General features: G+C 43.4%; 17 protein-coding genes. 10 read left to right on the forward strand and 7 right to left on the reverse strand.

Going from position 1 to position 21,432, the window contains the following annotated elements; all coding sequences use genetic code 11:
• Nucleotides 1-12: 12 nt before the first annotated feature.
• Nucleotides 13-1,092, reverse strand: coding sequence for a porin (locus KI742_RS11475; protein WP_285386165.1), 1,080 nt, complete (start codon nucleotides 1,090-1,092; stop codon nucleotides 13-15).
• Between the two features lie 515 nt (nucleotides 1,093-1,607).
• On the opposite strand from KI742_RS11475, the gene dinG reads away from it, so the two are divergent.
• The 5 genes from dinG (at nucleotide 1,608) to xthA (ending at nucleotide 6,091) form a co-directional block, all read left to right on the forward strand.
• Entirely contained in the window at nucleotides 1,608-3,683 is a 2,076-nt protein-coding gene (gene dinG / locus KI742_RS11480; RefSeq protein WP_285386164.1) for an ATP-dependent DNA helicase DinG, read from the forward strand.
• 14 nt (nucleotides 3,684-3,697) lie between these two features.
• Complete coding sequence (locus KI742_RS11485; protein WP_138940022.1) at nucleotides 3,698-4,483, forward strand: TSUP family transporter; 786 nt, start codon at nucleotides 3,698-3,700, stop codon at nucleotides 4,481-4,483.
• Nucleotides 4,480-5,025, forward strand: coding sequence for a primosomal replication protein (locus KI742_RS11490; RefSeq protein WP_005378431.1), 546 nt, complete (start codon nucleotides 4,480-4,482; stop codon nucleotides 5,023-5,025). The genes KI742_RS11485 and KI742_RS11490 overlap by 4 nt, the downstream gene beginning before the upstream one ends.
• Entirely contained in the window at nucleotides 5,025-5,189 is a 165-nt protein-coding gene (gene rsmS / locus KI742_RS11495) for a pleiotropic regulatory protein RsmS (RefSeq protein WP_005378432.1), read from the forward strand. Before KI742_RS11490 ends, rsmS begins: the two co-directional genes overlap by 1 nt.
• Before the next feature lie 95 nt (nucleotides 5,190-5,284).
• Entirely contained in the window at nucleotides 5,285-6,091 is an 807-nt protein-coding gene (gene xthA, locus KI742_RS11500) for an exodeoxyribonuclease III (RefSeq protein ID WP_005378433.1), read from the forward strand.
• A gap of 92 nt (nucleotides 6,092-6,183) precedes the next feature.
• Here the strand turns inward: xthA and KI742_RS11505 are convergent, their stop codons facing one another.
• The 6 genes from KI742_RS11505 to KI742_RS11530 form a co-directional block, all read right to left on the reverse strand.
• A complete protein-coding gene (locus tag KI742_RS11505) occupies nucleotides 6,184-8,907 on the reverse strand; it encodes an ImpA family metalloprotease (RefSeq protein WP_285386162.1) in 2,724 nt (907 codons plus the stop codon).
• Between the two features lie 154 nt (nucleotides 8,908-9,061).
• The gene (locus tag KI742_RS11510) at nucleotides 9,062-9,739 is read right to left on the reverse strand and encodes an ABC transporter permease (RefSeq protein WP_005378435.1); all 678 of its coding nucleotides are present in this window, start codon (nucleotides 9,737-9,739) and stop codon (nucleotides 9,062-9,064) included.
• A 3-nt stretch (nucleotides 9,740-9,742) separates the two neighbouring features.
• The gene (locus KI742_RS11515; protein WP_005378436.1) at nucleotides 9,743-10,483 is read right to left on the reverse strand and encodes an ABC transporter permease; all 741 of its coding nucleotides are present in this window, start codon (nucleotides 10,481-10,483) and stop codon (nucleotides 9,743-9,745) included.
• A gap of 81 nt (nucleotides 10,484-10,564) precedes the next feature.
• Entirely contained in the window at nucleotides 10,565-11,335 is a 771-nt protein-coding gene (locus KI742_RS11520; RefSeq protein WP_005378437.1) for an ABC transporter substrate-binding protein, read from the reverse strand.
• Between the two features lie 83 nt (nucleotides 11,336-11,418).
• Nucleotides 11,419-12,189 carry an ABC transporter ATP-binding protein gene (locus tag KI742_RS11525; protein ID WP_005378438.1) on the reverse strand — a complete coding sequence of 257 codons (771 nt, stop codon included), beginning with the start codon at nucleotides 12,187-12,189 and terminating at the stop codon, nucleotides 11,419-11,421.
• A 264-nt stretch (nucleotides 12,190-12,453) separates the two neighbouring features.
• Nucleotides 12,454-13,929 carry a 54K polar flagellar sheath protein A gene (locus tag KI742_RS11530; protein ID WP_285386160.1) on the reverse strand — a complete coding sequence of 492 codons (1,476 nt, stop codon included), beginning with the start codon at nucleotides 13,927-13,929 and terminating at the stop codon, nucleotides 12,454-12,456.
• 455 nt (nucleotides 13,930-14,384) lie between these two features.
• Between KI742_RS11530 and KI742_RS11535 the strand changes: the two genes are divergently transcribed.
• The 5 genes from KI742_RS11535 (at nucleotide 14,385) to KI742_RS11555 (ending at nucleotide 21,417) form a co-directional block, all read left to right on the forward strand.
• Nucleotides 14,385-15,932 (forward strand): DUF3360 family protein, encoded by a 1,548-nt coding sequence (locus KI742_RS11535; RefSeq protein WP_005390668.1) that lies wholly within the window; start codon nucleotides 14,385-14,387, stop codon nucleotides 15,930-15,932.
• A 305-nt stretch (nucleotides 15,933-16,237) separates the two neighbouring features.
• On the forward strand, nucleotides 16,238-18,514 hold the full coding sequence (gene pflB / locus KI742_RS11540) for a formate C-acetyltransferase (RefSeq protein ID WP_005390666.1): 2,277 nt from the start codon (nucleotides 16,238-16,240) through the stop codon (nucleotides 18,512-18,514).
• A gap of 153 nt (nucleotides 18,515-18,667) precedes the next feature.
• Nucleotides 18,668-19,645, forward strand: coding sequence for a lipid A deacylase LpxR family protein (locus KI742_RS11545; RefSeq protein ID WP_005387855.1), 978 nt, complete (start codon nucleotides 18,668-18,670; stop codon nucleotides 19,643-19,645).
• A gap of 211 nt (nucleotides 19,646-19,856) precedes the next feature.
• Nucleotides 19,857-20,597, forward strand: coding sequence for a pyruvate formate lyase 1-activating protein (gene pflA, locus KI742_RS11550; protein ID WP_005387854.1), 741 nt, complete (start codon nucleotides 19,857-19,859; stop codon nucleotides 20,595-20,597).
• A 154-nt stretch (nucleotides 20,598-20,751) separates the two neighbouring features.
• Nucleotides 20,752-21,417: an energy-coupling factor ABC transporter permease gene (locus KI742_RS11555; RefSeq protein ID WP_054575461.1), complete on the forward strand. Its 666-nt coding sequence runs from the start codon at nucleotides 20,752-20,754 to the stop codon at nucleotides 21,415-21,417.
• Nucleotides 21,418-21,432: the final 15 nt, after the last annotated feature.

Raw genomic sequence — 21,432 nt, forward strand, 5'->3', positions numbered from 1 at the left:
ACTGGGTATTGATTACCAGTAGAAACGAGCACCAACACCGAAGTTAGTTGCGTCGTCTGTGTCTTTGTTATCGAAGTCAGTACCTTCGAAAGTGTAACCCGCTTCTGCGAATACACGTGCCCATTTAGAGAACTTGTATTCAACACCAGCGTAGAACCAAGAAGAGTCTGCGTCTACTTTACCTGCTTCGTCAGTAGACTGAGCTAGGTACTCGTAACCAGAGTATAGAGTTGTTTTAGGAGCAACAGCGAACATACCAGCTACAACGATGTAGTGTGAATCAACTGTTGATTTACCTAGCTTATCTTCGTTTTCGTTGTAGTAGTACGTAGCACCTAGAGTGTGCTCGTTTAGTGCGTACTCAGCAGTTACTTCAAAAGATAGGTTTTCGTTATCAGTACGCTCTATGTGAGAAACTGTTTGCTCTACACCATTAAGAACTAGTTTTTTCTCTTTAGTTACGTTGATGTCGTTGTTCGCAGTAAGTACACCAGCGTGTAGAGATAGGTCGTTGAAAGATTTACCAACGAATACTTCTAGTACTTCTTCGTTAGAATCTTTTTCGCCTAGCGCGTAACCAGCTTTTAGCCAGAACGCGTCATTTTCGTAAGCGTATTTGATTTGAGAATCGTTGTTCCAAGCGTGACCGTATGCAGTTTCCGCTGCGTTACCACCGAAGAAGTAAGAGTAATCTGCGAAGTATACGTCATCAGCCCAAGTACCTTCTTTACCGAAGCGAAGAGTACCCATATCACCCATATCAAAACCGATGATGTGGCGACGTACGTATACAGAGTCATCTGTACGCTCGCTTGAATCAGCACCTGCGTCGTAGTTGTCACCTAGAGCAACACCGATTTCAACTTCACCCAGAACTTTTAGGCTTTCGTCAACAACGTAAACCGCGTTCACACCAGTACGAGAAGAGCTAGTGTTTAGCTCTGCTGTGTGATCAGTTTTTTCTGTGAATAGAAGAGTTGGACGTAGCTGACCGTAGAAATCTACAGAACCTTCTTCAGATTTGAATACTTCAGCTGCGTTCACTGAAGTTGCAGACGCAACTACAGCTAGTGCTAATAGAGTTTTTTTCATAATTAATCCACTGCCTTTTCTTAGTTCGGGATATCCTTGTCCGGTTCCCTTTTTTTATATGTTTGAGGTAGAGCGTTAACAAAACGTTATACAGCACCTCCTCAAAATCTGGAGCTAAGAGTGCAAAAGATTATTCTGGCTGTCAAATTTTCTAAATACCAATGTAAAAAAAACAAAATAGCATTATAAAACAATAACTTGACAAGTTTACCTTTATTTATTCGACGAACATCTAACCAATCTCCATTATTATATGTAATTTACAAAATTATTAACAAATGGTTTTTTAATCCAATAAGTAAATTTTAAAAAAACAAAAAAAGAATAAAAACCTACAAATCAGACTAAGTTGGAGTTTTATATTTTTCATATAATGAAATTAATTTCATTAAGATAAGGTTCAATATTTTTTTGTGAAGGAGATCTACATTCCTTATAAAAGCATTCCGTTTTGTGAACTACTGTACAACTAGTGATGTGTGCTACTATTCGCCTCCAACGCATTTGAGGCCCGTATGCTGACCAGTAACATTCAAAAATCGATTCGTAATAGCTATCAAAACCTTCAAGATCAACTTGATAACTTTGTGCCTAGAAGAGCACAAAACTACCTTGTTGCAGAGATTGCAAAAACGCTGTGCGGTCAGTATCACAAATCTAACCGAATACTCGTTGCAGAAGCAGGGACTGGAATTGGTAAATCGCTCTCCTATCTAATGGCGACCATTCCCGTGGCTGTACATAACAATAGAAAAGTGGTTATCTCAACGGCGACCGTCGCTCTGCAAGAGCAGCTAATCAATAAAGACCTTCCTCTTTTTCGTCGGATTACCGACCGAGAGTTTTCTTTTATTTTGGCAAAAGGCCGTCAACGCTATTGTTGTGCAGAAAAGCTCGCGACTGCTAGCGGTGCTGATGGTGGCCAGTTAGCCATGTTTGAAACCAAACCTAAGCAAAAAGATATAGAGCTGTTAGAAACAATGCATCGCTCTCTTGCGCAAGGTAAATGGGACGGTGACCGTGATTCTTGGCCTAAACCCATCGACGATAAGCTTTGGCAACTGATTGTCAGTGATAAACACAGTTGCAATAACAGTTTACCAGGCCACCGCGGCTGCCCATTCCAAAAAGCGCGCTCAGAGTTGGATAAAAACGATGTCATCATTGCTAACCACTCTCTCGTCATGGCAGACGTAGATTTAGGTGGCGGCGTGATTTTACCTGAGCCAGAAAATACAATATACGTCTTCGACGAGGCACATCACTTACCTCACGTCGCTCGTGACCATGCTTCAGCATCTGCGAGTTTAAAAGGCGCGGCAGCATGGCTTGAGAAGTTAAATCAGTCGATTAGTAAGTTTTCATCACTCGCAGACGAGAAACGCGTAGCTCGATTTCGCAACGACCTTCAAGACGCGGTTCAGAACTTGATACCGGCACTGACTCAATTGCCCAAACAGTTCGACCCTGCCCAATTTGAAGAGGGTATCTACCGCTTCGAACACGGTGAACTACCTGAGTGGCTAGAGAACCAATCCAAAGAACTAAAACAGTCCAGTAAAAAAGCAAATCAGAGTGTGGCAAAAATTGCCGACCTTATTGCGGAAAGAGTAAAAGACGGGGAGCTTGCGACAAGGTTGGCTGAACCAGCGCTTGCAGAGCTCGGTTTCTACATTCAAAGGTTAGAAAACCTAGCGCAAGTATGGCATTTAATGGCTGAACCAACTCGTGAAAAAGGTGCGCCTTTAGCTCGCTGGTTAGAAACCCACCCCGATCGCGAGGGTGATTTCATTGTGAGTGTTTCGCCACTTGAAATTGGATGGCAACTCGACCAACAGATTTGGAGCAGATGTATTGGCGCCATTTTGGTTTCCGCAACGATGCGTGCATTAAACTCTTTCCATTACTTTTGCCATCAGGTTGGTATTGATGGAAAACCAGAATCAGGCACTCAGTTTTTAGCGCTTGCGTCACCATTCGATTACCAAAACCAGGCAGAATTGCTCATCCCTGCGATGAAATATGAACCACCAGCGCCTCAATTTACTGAATATCTTATCGAGATATTGCCTAAGTACTTGGAAGACAAGAAAGCCAACTTAGTATTATTCTCATCCTATTGGCAGATGAACCAAGTCGCGAAGGCACTCTCTTCGGAGTTCATAAAAAAAGGCTGGGCGTTGCAAGTTCAAGGTGAAAGCTCACGTCAAGAAATTCTAAAAAAACATAAAAAGCTAATAGAATCAAATAAAACCAGCGTCTTATTTGGTACTGGCAGTTTCTCTGAGGGGCTAGACTTACCTGGCGAATTACTTGAAAACTTGGTGATTACAAAAATTCCATTTGGCGTTCCAACCTCCCCTGTTGAGCAGGCTCATTCCGAATACATTGAGAAAAAAGGAGGAAACCCGTTTATGCAAATAACTGTACCAGACGCAAGCAAAAAGCTGATCCAGAGCGTAGGTCGCTTACTGCGTAAAGAGAGAGATTCTGGTAGAGTAACGATTCTTGATCGACGCCTAGTCACTAAGCGATACGGACAAGCCTTAATCGACTCACTACCTCCATTTAAACGTAAAATAGAATATTAGAAGAATCACCATTTATGGAAATGATTGAGCCAACCATGCTGTTGGTGTTGGCGCTTGTCGCTTTTGTCGCTGGATTTATTGATGCAGTTGCCGGTGGTGGTGGCATGCTTACCGTACCTGCTTTACTGTCGCTAGGCTTGCCGCCTCATATTGCACTAGGCACCAATAAACTTGCCGCTACCTTTGCTTCTTCTACTGCGGCATTTACGTACTACAAAAAACGTCTATTCAAGCCTCAATGCTGGAGGCGTGCATTCGTGGCGACACTCGTCGGAGCGACATTAGGTACGCTATTTGTAGATGCGATTAGTACGGATTGGCTGGAAAAAGGATTGCCGCTTGTTATTTTGGCGGCAGCGTTGTATACCGTTTTTCATAAAACGCCCCACTCTGCTCATCAAAGTCCAATACCCGAGCCTTGCCCAAAACTTCATAAAAAACAGTACATACAAGGCTTATCAATCGGATTCTACGACGGACTCGCTGGGCCTGGAACTGGGGCTTTTTGGACAGTAAGTTCAATGGCGCTGTACCGGCTGAATATCTTGCTCGCCTCTGGCTTAGCAAAAGCAATGAACTTTACCAGTAACTTTACCTCTTTGATCACTTTTGCATTCCTCGGACACATCAACTGGGTGCTAGGCTTAACAATGGGAGTATGTTTAATGGCTGGTGCTTTTGTTGGCGCGCACTCCGCTATTAGATTTGGTTCTAAATTCATTCGTCCTGTATTTGTTACTGTCGTCAGCATACTAGCAATTAAATTGGCTTATGACGCATGGTTTGTAGGTTTGTCATGAACATTTCTCAACTCCAGGAAAACCTAGAACAAATGGCGAAGCAAGCCGCTGTTCTTGACCGTCAAAGAGGCGAACATCATGTTCCGCTTTTTGATGAGCGTTTATTTGGTTGCCGCTCTCGCTTACTTACTCCTTGCGTAAAAGAAGCAAAAGCCACGCTGGATGCGATTGTGCGTGAGCAAAATGAAGGTAAGCTCACCGCTTTGCGTGCTGAGTACCTCACTGAACGGTTAGTGGCGCAAATCGGTGCGATTCAACGCGAGATTTCTACCACTAAAATTCGTAAGAATGAAATCAAACATAGCAGCCATTTCCGTAAGCCTATCAACGTGCTTTATCAGGAGCTCGCTCAACACCAAGAGTGGGCAAGACGCTTGCGCGAGATGGTGTTAGAAAAAGAACGTGCTGTCGAAAGCGCTCCTAGTTTTATGCGTGCCGACGCTCAAAAAGTATTACTAGCAACCGAGCAACGTTTAGCGCGTTGTGAAGCAGCACTTCTTAAGCTAGAGAACCAAATTACACATAGGGAAAAACATCAATAATGGCTGATCAACCAACCTCGCCTTTAGATGACGCACCTGAAGAGATCAAACTGGCTGTCGATTTAATCTATTTGCTTGAGAGCAATGAGATAGATCCAGAAGTTGCGCTTAACGCTTTAAAGATCGTGCAAAACGACTTAGAAAACAAATTAAAAGCAAAGTAGCTCAGAGCGTTTCACTCCTTTCACCGAGACTCGTTTTCAGTGCTCTTACACAATGATACTATTCATACAAAAGTACGCCCCAAAAAGGATAAATAATGAAAGTAATCAGCTTTAACATCAATGGACTACGTGCGCGACTGCACCAACTCCAAGCGCTAATCGACAAACACCAACCTGATGTGATTGGTCTTCAGGAAATTAAAGTTCACGATGAAGCATTCCCGATTGAAGCTGTCGAAGCCATGGGCTACAAAGTGTATTTTCATGGTCAAAAAGCACATTACGGCGTAGCAATGCTTTGTAAGCAAGAGCCTCTACACGTACAAAAAGGGTTCCCGACGGATAACGAGGAACATCAAAAGCGCATGATCATGGCAACGTTTTTAAATGAAAACGGCGAAAAGGTCACTGTGCTAAACGGCTATTTCCCTCAAGGGGATAACATCAGCCACGAAACCAAATTCCCATACAAGCGCCAATTCTATAAAGATCTGATGACCTACCTAAACGATCATCACAATAACGACGAGCAATTGATTGTTATGGGTGACATCAACATCAGCCCTATTGATGCAGATATCGGTATCGGCGAGCCAAACCGTAAACGTTGGCTAAAAACAGGTAAATGTTCATTCCAACCTGAAGAGCGCGAATGGTTGAAAACCTTACTAGACTGGGGCTTTGTGGACACCTTCCGTAAGCTATACCCAGAGGTGAACGATCAATTTTCGTGGTTTGACTACCGTTCTCGCGGTTTTGATGATAACCGTGGCCTACGAATTGATGTCATTTTGGCAACCCCTTCTCTAGCGGAAAAGTGTATTGAATCTGGTATCGACTATGAGCTTCGTGGTATCGAGAAGCCTTCAGATCACGCACCAATCTGGTCAACATTTAAGTAATATATTGCAAAGCTATAAGCGAGACTCAACGCTAAGCTTAGTCCAATAAAAAGGGAGACTCAGTCTCCCTTTTCATACAAATTACCAGTTAATCACTGATTCAGCGGCCAAACCGTTTGACCATCAATAGTTATCGGTGTTTGAGCAAATTCGTTCAGACAGTAGCCTGTATTACTACTTGCAAAGTAAGTGAGCGGCATCGGCGGTAGATTCAGCGCCACAACCTGCTGTTTCGCTTTTTCTGTGAACGAGAACCCCCACATATCGAGATAGTTAGTCATATCTCGCTGAGAGATGTAGCTCAGAGCAATAAGCAACCAGTCGTTGTTCGAGATGCTATTTGCTTCTTCCCGAGAGTAGTTGGCAAAACCAATACTCAATCGTCTCTCATCCCAAAGCGCGTCGTCCGATTTTAAGCGGTTAAACTCACGTTCAATCAGGTGCAAGCGCGCCAATAAATGCCAACCATTTTTAAGCACACCTTCATGCTGCGCCGCCATCATCATTTGAATGTAAACACGAGCGCCCCAACTCCAACTGGTTTGATTTTGCGCAGCCATGTATGCGTTTGGATCCGCTTGAGTTCGGCTAGCTTGCAATAATTCAAACTGGCCTTTGAAATCCAAGCTTTGGCAGGTTGAAACTTTTCCCGTATTCTGGAAGAAACGAGACTTACTGTAATACGAGTAGTAATTGGTCGTTGAATGCCCTTCCCAGCCTGAAAATCGGAATCGACCTTTTTCTAAACCATGGCCAAGCTCATGTAAATCACCGTGACCGAGTGGGCTGAATGACCAATAAGCATCGTAAGGGTTACCCGAACAACCATAACCACACGTCGCTTGGTCAGCGTTCATGTGCTTCACTATATCAATATTGGCGATTTCCCAACCTTGGTTTTGGGCGTATTGAATAATTTCAGGCACTTCATCTATGCCCGGCCCTTGGAAACCTGCCAGCACATGCGGGTAGTTGTGAACATATTCTTCTGTTGCAAGCGCCATTTCCGAAGGGGTAGACCACATTTCATCGTTGACCGACTCCAACATTTTGTCGCGCTTTGAGTGTACTTCAAACCCAGGAGTGATCAGCTCAGCCCAATCGAATAAATTGGCTTCTAACTGTTGAATAAAAGCGTCGTTGTCCTTCTCACTTCTCCAAACTGGATGCTGTGCCACATGATTAAATTTCAGTTCAACCGGAACATCATTTTTGTCAAAGTGAACCTGTACTGGACCACCATAAGGAGAAGTCAGCGTGATGGTTTCACCCGGCTTCACTTCATAGCCGAATGAAGTCAGCAGTTTTGGTCGTGTGTATCCATCTTTGCTGAACTCATGAGTTGCACCACTTCTTAAAGTGTTGATGACAATCTTAGTCGCCACATCATTGCTGTCATTACGTTTAACCGTAAAGGTTTCCCCAGGAAGCGCATACACACCAGCCGAACGGAAGTTATGCTTTGATTCCATATTAATCGTTGCACTGATTCTCTTTATTTCAGGGCTAAACTCACTACGGCTGAAGTTCCCCATATTTGGTTGTTTTGGGTTTACGCTTCGGCTGTTGTATTGCACATAATCGGCAAAGTACGACTTTAGGAATTCGGTCGTTTGGGTTGACTGTTTGTCCATCGGGAAGACAACCGTTTGACGATAATGATCAGCCAGCAATACCATGAGTTTTTCGTATTGGTAGCCGTTTTGATTAAACAAATCTACTTTTTGTTCATCAAGCTTTTGCAACCAATGGCGAATGCTGTTTGCCCCTGCATAAAATTGACTGTCCATATTCGCAGTGTCAGGGCAGGATTTGTCATCACACTTTGACAAGTCTACGTTGAAATTTTGAGATTCAAAACGAGACAACAGCGCTTGTTGTGTAATGACAGAGTCCGGCACAACGTTCATCAACGATGAAGGATCCCAGTCGACCAAGCCTAACTTACGCCAATAGTTATCTCCCACATAATCAACATGGAATCTTCCCAAAATGTCTTGGCCAAGATCAGTTAGTCCTCCATCCCAATGCAGGTATAGAACAGGAATTTGGGCTTGTTCAGCGTATTCCAGAGCCTCGAGTACTTGTTTATTGGTATCTCCAGATTGCAGATGCTGTGACAAGATCAATAAGTTTGGAGTATTGGTTTGCAAGCAACTAAGTAGCTTCGAACCATCGCATAGGTTGGCCTCGTTAAACGCCAACTCTTGTGAAACATTGTCTTTCAGCCAATTCCGAGTCGCTTGCTCATCCGGAAAGTAATAAGACTGGTCCATTTGCGCGATGACGACGTTTGAAGTAACTCCGCCCGACAACCAAGTGACCAGATTACTTAACCATTGCGTCATCGCTGCGTTGGAAGAGTCGGGAAAACGTTGTGCCGTTCTAAATGGGTTACTACCTAATAGTGCGTAACGTTGACCATTAGACTTTTCCCCGGCAACGCCAATTGACAGAGCTTGATCTTTGTAACCGCTTGCCATGGCCTTATTGGTCATCAAGATGGTATCGTTGAAGCCATACTGAGGTGCCAAGATCGCAGCATCATGGGTTGGATCCCAATAAAGACCTGAAAGGTTTTTCGCAATTGCAGATTTGATCGTATTCGACTGCATCTTGTGGTCTTCTACAACCTGACGACTTTCTCGAATGAAATCGCTCGGGTCAGAAACGAGCAGTGCATTACCAGTTTCAAGAGCTTGTTGAACTGGAGCTGGCGTTGGTTTTACTTGAGCATTAGGTTGTGATTCTCCCTCTCCCCCACCACATCCTGTGGCTAAGGCGGCAATGCCCAACGATAGAATTGTTTTTTTCATTTTTACTTACTAAACAATGAGTTTATCGAATGTTAATGTAAGTTAATGAATAATAAGAAAGAGTCTTTTACATCGGCTGGAAAAATAGGAATGAAGATAACAAAATTATCAAAAGCAATAGCACCCACTCCGGTGCTATTGCCTCTATTGATAATTAGCTTAAAGGACGTAGATAAGCTAAGAAACGCTTCTCTGCCACTTTGAAACACCACAAAATCATAAACGTCAGTGCCATGTAGAACAGCCCCGCCGTCAGGAAAGACTCAAATGGTGCATAGTAGCGCGAGTTAACTAGACGCGCAGCACCAGTTAAATCCATGATGGTAACGATGCCCGCGACTGCACTTCCGTGCAGCATAAATATGACCTCGTTGGAATAAGCTGGTAATGCTCGACGCAATGCACTCGGCAAGATAATACGTCTGTATGTCATAAACTTACTCATGCCATAGGCTTTAGCAGCTTCCACCTCACCTTTCGGCAAACCATTAATCGCACCACGAATAATTTCTGCGGTGTAAGCCGATGTATTAAGAATAAAAGCGACCAAAGCACAGAACCAAGCGTTCTCCCACAAGGTATCTTTAACAGGGAAAAACTGATCCATACCGTAGTAAATCAAATACAGCTGAACCAATAGCGGCGTTCCACGGAAAAAGTAAATGAATCCCCAAGAAGGTAAGCTTAGAGCGTAATTGGTACTATTGCGTGCCACGGCTAATGGGATAGAGACACACAAGCCAATAACCAACGCTAATCCCACTAACCAAACTGTTGTCCAAAGTCCCTGAAGATAAGTTGGAAAGCTTTCAATAATCAAAGAAAAGTCCATAACTTACCTCGCATGAATACTGAACTTACGCTCAACAAGCTTGAGTAGCCCGGTCGAAACGCTGGTAAAAAATAGAAAGATGAGCGCGACAGCCATGTAAAAGGTGAACGGCATTTTGGTCGTACCTGCTGCCAATGAGCTCATTCTCACCATGTCATCCAGACCAATAATGGAAACTAACGCTGTGGTCTTAAGTAACACTAACCAGTTATTACCAAATCCAGGTAATGCATGACGAATCATCTGAGGAAGTAAGATTCTTCTAAACGATAAAGCAGAGCTCATCCCATAAGCTTTCGCCGCTTCTAATTCACCCTTGTCCACCGCCATGATCGCTCCACGAAAAGTCTCCGCCATGTAGGCGCCAAAGATAAAACCAATCGTGAGTACACCAGCTATAAATGGGCTGACATCAATATAATCAGGTAAGTAAGACGTCCATTCATGGTTTGGATCACTCGAGGCAAACCACTCGTTGAGCGTTTCGTTGATGGAGTAAAGGCTGTTATTTAAAAGTATTTGTCCACCAAAGAAAATTAGCATCATCAGAACCAAATCTGGAATGCCGCGAATGACGGTGGTGTAAAGAGTGGCAATCGCCCTTGCCCATTTGTAAGGTGCTAACTTAGCTAATGCGCCAAGCATGCCTAAGACCATGGCGAGAATGAGTGAAAGCACTGCAACTTCTATTGTTACTAAAGCTCCTTTCAAAATCGAAGCTTCGTATCCTTGTAAATCTAGCATAGGTGAGTTCCTAATCCCTAAACTCAAAAAATCGACCGTTGACTACTTCTAGGAACAAGCCAACGGTCGCTTAATTACGGTTTATTCACCGTACACATCGTAGTTAAAGTATTTACCAGCAATTTCTTGGTAAACACCTTTCTCACGTAGTGAAATAATTGCTGCGTCTAGTTTCTTCGTCAGATCTTTGTCTTGTTTACGAACAGCGATACCCATACCTTCGCCAAACCATTTTGGATCGGTTAACGATGGTCCAACAAACTCATAAGCTTCGCCACCGGCTTTGTTGATCACACCCTCTTCTAGAGCAGACGCATCACCTAAAACGGCAGCAATTCGACCATTTTCTAGATCAAGATACGCTTCATCAAAAGAGCCATAACGCACAATTTCAACATCATCGCCGTAGTTGTCAGTTAAGTACTTGTCATGTGTCGTCGCACGTTGCACGCCAATTTTGACATCTTTAAGATTATCAAAATCTAGACCCGCACCTTTCTTAGCGATAAATTTATTTGGGATTTGTGCGTACTTGCCAGTGAAATCGACTTTTTTCTTGCGCTCTTCAGTGATAGACATTGCTGCGATGATGGCATCGTACTTACGTGCAAGCAGAGAAGGAATAATACCATCCCAATCTTGAGCGACGATTTTGCACTTCACTTGCATCTCTTCACAGAGTGCATTTGCCATGTCTACGTCAAAGCCTTTTATTGAGCCATCAGTTTCCGTCCAGCTAAACGGAGGGTAAGCACCTTCGATACCAAAGCGAACTGTTTTCCATTCTTTCGCTTGGGCAACACCTGATACTGCCGTTGCAGCAATCGTTGCTGCTAATAGCCACTTTTTCATTTCCATACTCCTGTGATTGCTATTTTATTTCGTTTTGTTTGTTGTGTTGGCTTAGGAGGCAATAGTCTGCCGCCTAACAAATATTAGTAAATGGATGAGATAAACTGCTGTAATCGTTCTGAATCCGGGTTTGTAAATAGCTTAGCTGGATTTCCCTGTTCTTCCACTAAGCCTTGATGTAAAAACATCACATGGTTTGATACGTCACGCGCAAACGCCATTTCGTGCGTGACCACCAGCATAGTTCGCCCTTCATCTGCCAAATCTCTCATTACCCCCAGAACTTCTCCTACAAGTTCTGGGTCAAGCGCAGAAGTTGGCTCGTCAAACAACATCACCTCTGGGTCAACTGCTAGCGCACGGGCAATAGCTGCACGTTGCTGCTGGCCGCCAGATAAGTGCCCAGGGTAATAATCCTTACGCTCATACAAGCCTACCTTCTTAAGCAAGACTTCTGCGTTTTCAATCGCTTGAGCTTTTGGCACGCCTAAGACATGAACAGGCGCCTCAATCACGTTTTCTAGTACGGTTAGGTGAGACCAGAGGTTGAAACCTTGGAAAACCATTGCCAGGCGTGAGCGAATACGTTGGACTTGCTTTTCATTAGCAGGAACAGATTCACCTGCTCTGTTGTTCTTCATTTGGATTAATTCACCATTTACCCAAATTTCGCCCGCGGTAGGCGTTTCTAGCAAGTTGATACATCTGAGAAAGGTACTCTTACCTGAGCCGGAAGAGCCAATGATGGAGATAACATCTCCTTTGTGCGCGGCAAGTGAAATGCCTTTTAAAACTTCATTTTGTCCAAATGTTTTGTGCAGGTCTTTTATATCTAGCGCTGGTACATCATTCATGCGCCCTACTCCCTGTGTTTTTGTCACTGCAATTAAGGGACTCCGCCCTCTCTAATTCGGAACAAATTAGCACCGCCCCTTGAAACTTGCAACAAATTATTAACCTAAATAATTCGAATAGAAAGATACGATAGACAAATTAATATGCAATATATAGCAACATATTCTTCAAAAGTTGAATATTAAATATAAAAAAGCCCCTTTCAAAGGGGCTTAATAAATTTACAAAAGTGTTAATTGAAACCTATTCGAGGTCGCAATGAATTAATTAAAACGACTGACTACCAACGAGTTTGAAGTACGTAATGTCACTTCATTTTCTAAGCCTTCTTTTTCAGAAGTAATGATGCCATCTAGGTCTTCATCTAGTTCAGGCTCTGACGCTTCACCATTGGAAAAGAAGCTCATGAAAACTTTAGAATCAATATTACTATCTTCATTCACTACCAAAGCAGTGCGATTAAAATCGTCCGAAGCTGAAACTTTCAAACCGTTAACGGCCGATGTTGGGAAGTTGTAGTAATGCAATTCTGGAACAACAACAGAATCACTATCACTTGTTGTGAAAATGCGATGTGTGACTCTGTAGTCGCCTGAAGTTGCAAAGTAAGCGACACGAGTAAAGCCTTCAGTAGACGATGTTAAGCCCATGTCCAGATCAATCACGGACTCTGCACTTCCTTGCGTTGATACACTTGGTTTTGTGTTCGGCAGGTTATCAATATTTAAGTAAGCACTCGGATCAACGTCAATATCCCATCCGTCAGAGATCGTTTCGTTAAGTAGAGACTCCCAACCATTAACTTGATTCTCTGAGAACGCCATGTAGACCCAAGTTTCTTTATTCGTTGCACTAGGGCGATTATATTCAACGGCCGTTTTATCTAGCTTCAGCGCATCATACGCAAAGCCGTTAGTAATAAAACCAATGTGGAGAGTGTCGTAAGTATAATCAGAAGACGAATAAATGTTTGACGTATTATCCGCTCTGACTAAGGCGATCTCACCAGTCCCCCACGAACCAATACCATACTGGTAAAGCGCTTTGTCGCTTGAACCAGATTCATACTGGAACAACGCCGTAGGCTCACCTTTAAGCCCCATAAGCTCATCGGTAGGCAACATATCAGGGTTAGGTGACGTGAAAACATCGGTTTGCGAGACAAAGTTGTAGTCTCCACCACCTGATTCAGCATTTCGGTAATCTAGGTTAGTAAACTTATTGCTTGCTAAGTTACCGCCAGTAAAGCACTTGTTCAAAGAGTCTCGGTTAAGGGCAAACGTGGCATTACGTAGTTTCTTATCTTGTAAGAATTCTTTTGAAAACGTATTTACGCGAGCTTCTCTACCGTTAAATTCTATTGCTTGAAACGTTACAAAGCCGCCGTCAGGAATATCTTCAAGATAAAACTTAAAGTTATCAGTGGTTGGTTTGATGATGTCTCCGGCTCTTTTGCCATCTGCATCAGAGTAGTAACCGATAACATAGTTAGTCACTTGCTCTTTTGACGCTGCGCTATAGGTTAAAACCGTTTTATCACCGTTTAGCTCAGTTTTGTGGTCATACACCGTACAACCTTTCGCAGTAGCTTCACTTTCAGTCATTGTTGCTGGTATAGCAAAATCAAAAGTAAACGCTGTTTTCGGCGCAGCACCACCGCCGCCACCGCCACCGCCGCCACAACCGACCATTAACCCTGAGATGATTGCCACTAGTGGCAGTACTTTAAGCTGTTTCATGTCTTTTTCCTAAACTGAGCGGCAATGATTAGCCAAAAAATCGTCTTTGCCCTGTAGAAAGCAAGAATAAAGCCAGCTTTATATAATCATCATGAATATTGATATTTACCCTGCATCCCAGAACGATAAGAGCAACAAATTCTAATTTTATGCAACTTGTGTAATGAAATTACACAAGATTTCACCATCTCATTCGCATGCCAGAAACTTTCTGTAGTTTTATTTCACAACCATTCTTAAAGTGATCTAAATCAATCACCCTAAATGGCTATCTTGCTAGACTCCTGCCAAAAGATGAGGATTTTTTTGTGCCTCAACACAATAAGTTATTAGCTATGCTTAGGCACAATGTCGACGTGTAACAAATCTAATAATAGCTAGCATAAGCGTGCCGCAGGATGCGGATTAACACAATTGAATGAAGAATTCATAACTTTTAAATATATGAGGAATCTATGTCAGACGCAGTTAACAAAACGCACTCTGATTCAGATATCGAGACCAAGAGCTACCGTGAGCTTCATCGTCCAGCATCTGAGTTCGCAAGCCGTTCAGACTACCTAGACCACGAACTACAAATTATGAAGCCGCGTCGTTTCGGCTTAAACTTGCCAGGTCGTGACTTCCGTTTTGAACTTGAAGATCTTGTTCCAGCACTTGCCGGTACGATTGGTATTATCGCGATGTACTCTGCGGTAATGATGTCTTGGGCTGAAGGCCTAACTGCCGCATGGGACCATGTTAATCTGGGCAAAGATTTCGCCATCGAAGTTGCCCGTGTAGAAATGCTCATTCCTGCACTTCTTTTCTGTGTACTTGCTTCTGGCTTTATTAACCCTAAAGCCAACCTAGCAGGTAACCACGGCCCAATGATCCCTCTTATTGGTACCATCGCGCTTGCTGGTGCTCACCCTCTTGCATTGGCAATTCTCATTGGTGTGTTTGGTTTAATTCTGAGCCTGTTAAAAGGTGGTTCAAAACTGGTTAACCTCACCTCTGAAGGTACGGCTGGTGGCCTTCTCATCTTCTTGGGTTTAACCGGAACGATGAGCCAAATTAATTCCATTCAAGCTTGGGCTGTTGGTTTGCAATCCGACACAGTTGCCGCAGGTAGTATGGGTTACATCGGTCTAATCGTTCTTGCGGTTACCATTGGCCTGTACGCGTTTCTTGCTAAAGTGAACAAACGCTGGCTAGCAATCCCTGTTTGTGCCTTCACTGGCCTTGCAATCGCACTTGTTCTTGGCGCAGGCTTCGATATTAAATTCGTAACCGAGACGGGTCTTCCAAACCTAAACCCAATCTACTGGTGGGGTTCAACAGAAGAAGGTTGGATGCTTGGTCTTCCTAATATGGAACACTTCATCGCTTCTCTACCATTCGCAATTCTTGCTGTAGCAATGTGGTCTCCTGACTTCTTGGGTCACCGCATCTTCCAAGAAATGAACTACCCACGTAAGAGTGAAAAAGTACTGATGGACGTTGATGACACAATGACAATGTGTTCTGTGCGCCAAATGGTCGGTACCGCTGTCGGTGGTGGTAACATCACATCATCTTGGGGGACTTACATGATCCCTGCAGCAATCGCGAAGCGCCCTATTCCTGGCGGTGCAATCTTACTAGGTTCTCTATGTATTATTGTTGCAATCCTTGGTTTCCCTATGGATGTTGCTGTATGGCCACCAGTTATGCGCGTTGCTCTTCTCGTTGGTGTCTCTCTACCATTGCTTGAAGCAGGCATGCAGATGGTGAAAGACTCAAAAGATTCACAAGCAGCAGGCATCTGTATCTTTGGTTCAGCAGTCGTTAACCCTGTTCTAGCTTGGGCACTAACTATGCTTTTAGATAACAACGGCTTAATTGGTGATAAAGAGCGCGCGTCTCGCTTGTCATTTGTAGACAAGATTGTGATCCCAGTAAGCGTACTTATTATCTGTTTAGTTGCTATGCTTGCAGTTGGTATGCTTGAAGGCCAATATGGCATCCAAGCTTGGCTGTAAAGCTGACAGTTCAGAAAATGTGTGGGTAGCGCTAGTCGCTACCCCATTTTTATCGAGATTTTTGAGGATTTATTGATTTAGTTTAAGGTTTGCAAAAAAATTTTAGTTTAACCTCTAACTGTTGCTTAAAAAGAGAAACGTTAAAACTAGTGACAATATTTATAGTTTTGTAACTCGAACATTTAAATTTAAGACTATAAATATTGTTATTCATAAGAGTGTACTGTTCCCCTCTTTAACTTGGGGATAGCTGGCTCAACGGCGAAGCAGTACGTATTTTTTTCTACTAAAAAGGTAGGTATGTCATGGCAGAGCAATTTGCTAAAGCTTGGGAAGGTTTTGCTGCAGGCGACTGGCAAAACGAAGTAAACGTTCGTGATTTCATTCAGAAGAACTACACTCCGTACGAAGGCGACGAATCTTTCCTAGTTTCTGAAGGTACTGAAGCGACTAACAAGCTTTGGGCTAAGGTAATGGAAGGCATCAAACAAGAGAACGCGACTCACGCTCCTGTTGATTTTGATACTTCAGTTATCTCTACCATCACTGCTCACGATGCAGGCTACATCGAAAAAGACCTAGAAACTATCGTAGGTCTTCAAACTGACGCTCCTCTAAAACGTGCGATCATCCCTAACGGTGGTATCCGTATGGTTGAAGGTTCATGCAAAGCCTACAACCGCGAGCTTGACCCACAAGTTAAGAAAATCTACACAGAATACCGTAAAACTCACAACCAAGGCGTTTTCGACATCTACACTCCACAAATCATGGCGTGTCGTAAGTCTGGCGTATTGACTGGTCTTCCTGATGCATACGGTCGTGGTCGTATCATCGGTGACTACCGTCGTGTTGCTCTATACGGTATTGATTTCCTAATGAAGGATAAATTCGCACAGTTCTCTTCTCTACAAGAGCGTTTCGAGAACGGCGAAGACCTACAAATGACAATGCAGCTTCGTGAAGAGATCGCAGAGCAACACCGTGCTCTAGGTCAAATCAAAGAAATGGCTGCAAAATACGGTTGTGACATTTCTCGTCCTGCTGAAACTGCACAAGAAGCTATCCAGTGGACTTACTTCGGTTACCTAGCTGCTGTTAAATCTCAAAACGGCGCGGCAATGTCTCTAGGCCGTACTTCTACATTCCTAGACATCTTCATCGAGCGCGATATCGCTGCTGGCCGCATCACAGAAGAACAAGCGCAGGAAATGATCGACCACTTCGTAATGAAACTACGTATGGTTCGCTTCCTACGTACTCCTGAGTACGATGATCTATTCTCTGGCGACCCTATCTGGGCAACTGAGTCTATGGGTGGTATGGGTCTTGACGGTCGTACGCTAGTTACTCGTACAAACTTCCGTTTCCTAAACTCACTATACACAATGGGTCCTTCTCCAGAGCCAAACATCACTGTTCTTTGGTCTGAGCAACTACCTGAAGGCTTCAAGAAGTTCTGTGCGAAAGTATCTATCGATACTTCTTCAATCCAGTACGAAAACGACGACCTAATGCGTCCAGACATGAACTCTGACGACTACGCAATCGCATGTTGTGTATCTCCAATGGTTGTTGGTAAGCAAATGCAGTTCTTTGGTGCTCGTGCTAACCTTGCGAAAACTATGCTTTACACCATCAACGGTGGTGTGGATGAGAAGCTAAAAATCCAAGTTGGTCCACAAATGCCGAAGATCGAAGGCGATGTACTGAACTACGATGAGTTGTGGGAGAAAATGGACCACTTCATGGATTGGCTAGCGAAGCAGTACGTGACTGCACTAAACGCTATCCACTTCATGCACGACAAGTACAGCTACGAAGCGGCACTAATGGCTCTACATGACCGTGACGTTAAACGTACTATGGCTTGTGGTATTGCTGGTCTATCTGTTGCGGCTGACTCTCTTTCTGCAATCAAATACGCAAAAGTTAAGCCAATCCGTGACGAAGACGGTCTAGCAATCGACTTCGAAATCGAAGGTGATTACCCTAAATTTGGTAACAACGACCCACGCGTTGATGATATCGCATGTGAACTTGTTTCTGTATTTATGGGCAAAATCCGTAAGCTTAAGACTTACCGTGATGCAATCCCTACTCAGTCAATTCTTACTATCACTTCAAACGTGGTTTACGGTAAGAAAACTGGTAACACACCTGACGGTCGCCGTGCTGGCGCTCCATTTGCTCCAGGTGCTAACCCAATGCACGGTCGCGATGAAAAAGGTGCTGTAGCATCACTAACTTCAGTTGCAAAACTGCCGTTTGCTGACGCACAAGATGGTATCTCTTACACATTCTCTATCGTACCTAATGCACTAGGTAAAGATGAGGGTTCACAACGCGCTAACCTAGCTGGCCTGATGGATGGTTACTTCCACCACGAAGCGGGTATCGAAGGTGGTCAACACCTAAACGTGAACGTTCTTAACCGTGAAACTCTAGAAGACGCAGTTAAGCACCCAGAGAAATACCCTCAGCTAACAATCCGTGTATCTGGTTACGCTGTTCGCTTCAACTCTCTAACTGCAGAGCAACAAGCTGACGTAATCGCGCGTACATTCACTGAGTCTCTATAAGACTATAGCGAAATAACGTTCTAGTAATACAACAAAGGCTGATGCTAAGTAGCATCAGCCTTTTTTTATTTCTTGAATGAAAGTTGTGATATCGCGAAAGACTTTTGCCCGCATTCTTACGTATGATGCGAAAAAAGTTAGCAAATAAAGTCTATGAGATTTAGTAAATTAATTATTCTTACCCTTCTTTCTCCAGTTGCAATAGCATCCACTAAGTCTACGGTTTCTTTTACCATCGACAACGATGGTATTTTTGGCGTCGATCAAGACTATACGAATGGTGTTTTCCTTTCTTACGCGACAGACCAACTGACACAAGAAAGCCAATGGAAATGGCTGAGTCTAGCTAACTCAGAGCACGCCAATATCGATAAAATAGAGTTGGTTCTTGGCCACAAAATGTGGACTCCAAGCGACATTGAAGCCGATTATCCACTAATCAATGATCGCCCATATGCCGGTTACCTACACACCGAAATCAACTACCTTTCCCTAACGAGTGACAAAGCTGTACGGTACAATTTCACCATAGGAGCTACGGGTGAAAGTTCGCTATCAGAAAAGGCGCAAGAAATCGTTCACGGCATAACAGGATCGACGGACCCTCAAGGTTGGGATTACCAGATTGAAGATAAAGTTGCGTTCAGCCTTGGTTACCGCGTATTTAACAAATTGATGCGCAGCGAAGAACAAAAAACACAATGGGAGATTACCAACATTAACGACATCAATGCGGGTAACTTCCGTAGTGATGTCTCTCAAGGCGTCATGTTTCGTTGGGGTACAAACCTAGCGAATAGCATCGGAGCCGCCAATATCAGTGTCGAAAGCCCTTTCTCAGCAAGTATGATCGCTCAGAACACGTCGAGTTGGTTCTTGTTCACCGGGTTTGAAGGTCGTTACCGCTTTAATGACATGACTATCGAAGGAGATCGTCCTGGCATTCCTGAACCGTCAGCGCCATACGACGTCACACTGCAAAATTGGCAAGCAAGTGCCGTCGCGGGGGTATCTTGGTACAACCAAAATTACGGTGCAAGCATCACCTTTACAATTAAAACACCGGATTATGAAGAAGCCCAAACCGATGTTTATGGGACAGGCTCGTTCTCCGTGTTCGCCTTTTTCTAAAAACTGGATTATCCCAGCATCGAAGCCAATCTAGATACTCGGCAAGTTCTCGGGGGAGGTATTAACCACCTCGTGTTCAAGCGTTTATGTAGATTGGCTCCATCTATTTTCTTTCTTCAAATAACCTTGCCTTTAGTACCGACAAAGCTGTTTTAACCCTGCTTTTTGTAATAAAATAACAGCTAGAATTTACTAGTAATGAGAGCAAAAGATGTCAACAGCTGGTCGTATTCACTCATTTGAGTCATGTGGTACCGTAGACGGACCTGGTATTCGATTTATCGTCTTCTTGCAAGGTTGTTTAATGCGCTGTAAGTATTGCCATAACCGCGATACTTGGGACACTCATGATGGCAAAGAAGTCACGGTTGAAGAAATCATTTCCGAAGCGAAAAGTTACCGCCACTTCATGAATGCATCAGGTGGTGGCGTTACTTGTTCTGGCGGCGAAGCGATGCTTCAACCGGAATTCGTACGTGATTTTTTCCGCGCAGCTAAAACCGAAGGCATTCATACATGTCTAGATACTAACGGTTATGTTCGTAAGCACACTGATGTTATCGATGAAGTACTGGATGCAACAGACTTAGTCATGCTTGACATCAAACACATGAAAGACGAAGTGCACCAAGATCTCATCGGTGTATCCAACCGACGCACATTGGACTTTGCTCGTTACTTGCAAAAAATCGGAAAGAAAACATGGATTCGCTATGTCGTCGTGCCTGGTTACACAGATGACCCAGAAGCAGCACACATGCTTGGTGAATTTATTAAAGACATGGATAACATCGAAAAGGTCGAGTTACTTCCTTACCACAAATTAGGGGCTCATAAGTGGGAAGCGTTAGGCTTAGAATACCCACTCGAAGGCGTAAACCCGCCACCGAAAGAAACCATGGATGAAATTCAATCCATTCTTGCTCAATACAACGATAACGTAAAATACTAAGTGAACCGCAAGACTAACCTCTTTAAAATACCAGCTTATTGCTGGTATTTTTTTGATTATATCTAAGCCTTATCAGTGAGTTTCTCTGCGGTCATTTAGGTATAAAAAGAACGATAGAAATGATTGCGTCATGTTCGCATAGGAAGGAAGTAACATGGATTTGTTTAACTTAGGCTCTCTTGTTGTCTCAATTTGGATAGTAGTAGTCTACTGCCTACCAGATTGGAAAAAAGTCGTTTGGCCCAAACTGGAAAAAGAAAAAGGATTTCAGCACCTCGTTTTTGCAACGCTCTTCTTTTTCAGTATTTTATGGACAGCTCAAGCAGGTGTAAAAGAAGGATTACAGATTCATTTTCTTGCACTAACAACGCTGACGATGATGTATGGTTGGCGTATGGCATTTCTAATCAGTATCCCTGCAATGCTGGTCAACCACCTACTACATGATGTGTCATTGTTACTCTTACCCACATCGTTAGTTCTATCTGCCCTAATTCCGATTTTCATTAGTTACTTAGTGTTTCTTCTGAGTTACCACTACTTGCCAAGAAACATTTTTGTTTTCATCTTCGTTGCTGGATTTTTCAATGGCGCGATAACAGGAAGTCTGCACCTCATCATTAACTCTTTTTATCACCTATCAGTTGGTCACTACGATTGGGAAACCATTCAACATAACTACTTTGTTTTTGTGCCGTTGCTCGCCTTTCCAGAAGGTCTATTAAATGGTATGGCACTGGCGGTTTTAACCGTATTCAAGCCAGAGTGGCTGAGAGTATTTTCAGACCGAGACTACATATACAATCATTACCATAAATAAGTGTTTTCAAACTGG

Source organism: Vibrio sp. D417a (assembly GCF_030248595.1).
In the GTDB taxonomy this organism is placed as follows: Bacteria; Pseudomonadota; Gammaproteobacteria; order Enterobacterales; family Vibrionaceae; genus Vibrio; species Vibrio alginolyticus.

Excerpts from the sequence above, each read along its gene's own strand:
- dinG (WP_285386164.1), top strand. The coding sequence starts at position 1,608 with ATGCTGACCAGTAACATTCAAAAATCGATTCGTAATAGCTATCAAAAC.
- pflB (WP_005390666.1), top strand. The coding sequence starts at position 16,238 with ATGGCAGAGCAATTTGCTAAAGCTTGGGAAGGTTTTGCTGCAGGCGAC.
- KI742_RS11490 (WP_005378431.1), top strand. The coding sequence starts at position 4,480 with ATGAACATTTCTCAACTCCAGGAAAACCTAGAACAAATGGCGAAGCAA.
- KI742_RS11525 (WP_005378438.1), bottom strand. The coding sequence starts at position 12,189 with ATGAATGATGTACCAGCGCTAGATATAAAAGACCTGCACAAAACATTT.
- KI742_RS11510 (WP_005378435.1), bottom strand. The coding sequence starts at position 9,739 with ATGGACTTTTCTTTGATTATTGAAAGCTTTCCAACTTATCTTCAGGGA.
- KI742_RS11515 (WP_005378436.1), bottom strand. The coding sequence starts at position 10,483 with ATGCTAGATTTACAAGGATACGAAGCTTCGATTTTGAAAGGAGCTTTA.
- KI742_RS11535 (WP_005390668.1), top strand. The coding sequence starts at position 14,385 with ATGTCAGACGCAGTTAACAAAACGCACTCTGATTCAGATATCGAGACC.
- rsmS (WP_005378432.1), top strand. The coding sequence starts at position 5,025 with ATGGCTGATCAACCAACCTCGCCTTTAGATGACGCACCTGAAGAGATC.
- KI742_RS11530 (WP_285386160.1), bottom strand. The coding sequence starts at position 13,929 with ATGAAACAGCTTAAAGTACTGCCACTAGTGGCAATCATCTCAGGGTTA.
- KI742_RS11545 (WP_005387855.1), top strand. The coding sequence starts at position 18,668 with ATGAGATTTAGTAAATTAATTATTCTTACCCTTCTTTCTCCAGTTGCA.
- pflA (WP_005387854.1), top strand. The coding sequence starts at position 19,857 with ATGTCAACAGCTGGTCGTATTCACTCATTTGAGTCATGTGGTACCGTA.
- KI742_RS11475 (WP_285386165.1), bottom strand. The coding sequence starts at position 1,092 with ATGAAAAAAACTCTATTAGCACTAGCTGTAGTTGCGTCTGCAACTTCA.
- KI742_RS11485 (WP_138940022.1), top strand. The coding sequence starts at position 3,698 with ATGGAAATGATTGAGCCAACCATGCTGTTGGTGTTGGCGCTTGTCGCT.
- KI742_RS11505 (WP_285386162.1), bottom strand. The coding sequence starts at position 8,907 with ATGAAAAAAACAATTCTATCGTTGGGCATTGCCGCCTTAGCCACAGGA.
- KI742_RS11520 (WP_005378437.1), bottom strand. The coding sequence starts at position 11,335 with ATGAAAAAGTGGCTATTAGCAGCAACGATTGCTGCAACGGCAGTATCA.
- xthA (WP_005378433.1), top strand. The coding sequence starts at position 5,285 with ATGAAAGTAATCAGCTTTAACATCAATGGACTACGTGCGCGACTGCAC.
- KI742_RS11555 (WP_054575461.1), top strand. The coding sequence starts at position 20,752 with ATGGATTTGTTTAACTTAGGCTCTCTTGTTGTCTCAATTTGGATAGTA.